General features: G+C 51.3%; 2 protein-coding genes. Both read right to left on the bottom strand.

Annotation, left to right across the window (positions count from 1 at the left end):
- A partial coding sequence (locus tag AC1D2Q_RS29505; RefSeq protein ID WP_477815543.1) for an ImuA family protein occupies positions 1-433 on the bottom strand: 433 nt, incomplete at its 3' end.
- Between the two features lie 9 nt (positions 434-442).
- The coding region (locus AC1D2Q_RS29510) for a hypothetical protein (protein WP_477815544.1) at positions 443-673 on the bottom strand (231 nt) is incomplete at its 5' end.

Here is a 673-nt window from a genome sequence, read left to right on the forward strand (position 1 = left end):
TAAAACTGAGATCTTTTGTTTCGCAGATGACAGCGGCTACACCTTCACACTTCAGCGCTTCTTCGGTTACCCAAAGCACGTCTTTCTGTGCCGGTACGTCCAGGAAAATGACCCGGTCGGGATCCAAACCGAATAGTTTCAGCGCAGGTGGATAGATGCGTCGTGTATAGCTGATCCAAAGGCATGCGCCGCCACCGGCGAGCAGCCGCTGTACCAGGCCTGCGATAAAACCGCCGCTCGCGGCAGTATCCTCGGGACTGCTGCTGATGAACTCGTGAATAGCGCCGGTCGGAAACACACCGTCGGCAAAAGCGTCAGCGACCACACCAAGTCCGAGGTCGTTGCCGGTTCCCGGCTGCGGGGGGCGGAAACCCTCCCAGCAGATCATATCCTGACGCAGCTTACTGATAATCTCTTCTTTTGTCGCATTCATAATCGTCGTCTAAAAAKCAAAGTGCATCTGGTCGAAATTCAATTTGCGGGTGCTGTTGTATTCCCGGATCGCAACAGCAATGACTTTTACTTCATCCGCTGAAAAAACCTCTTCTTCACTAAAACCTATGATCTCTTCTGGTTCAAGCGGCTCCTCCCCGACGTTTACATAAATTACTGAGCGATGATTGAATGACCTGACCTGATAGCGCATAAACCCTATGGTATCAGTAAGTTGATC

Source organism: Pseudomonas sp. P1_A1, from assembly GCF_056406935.1.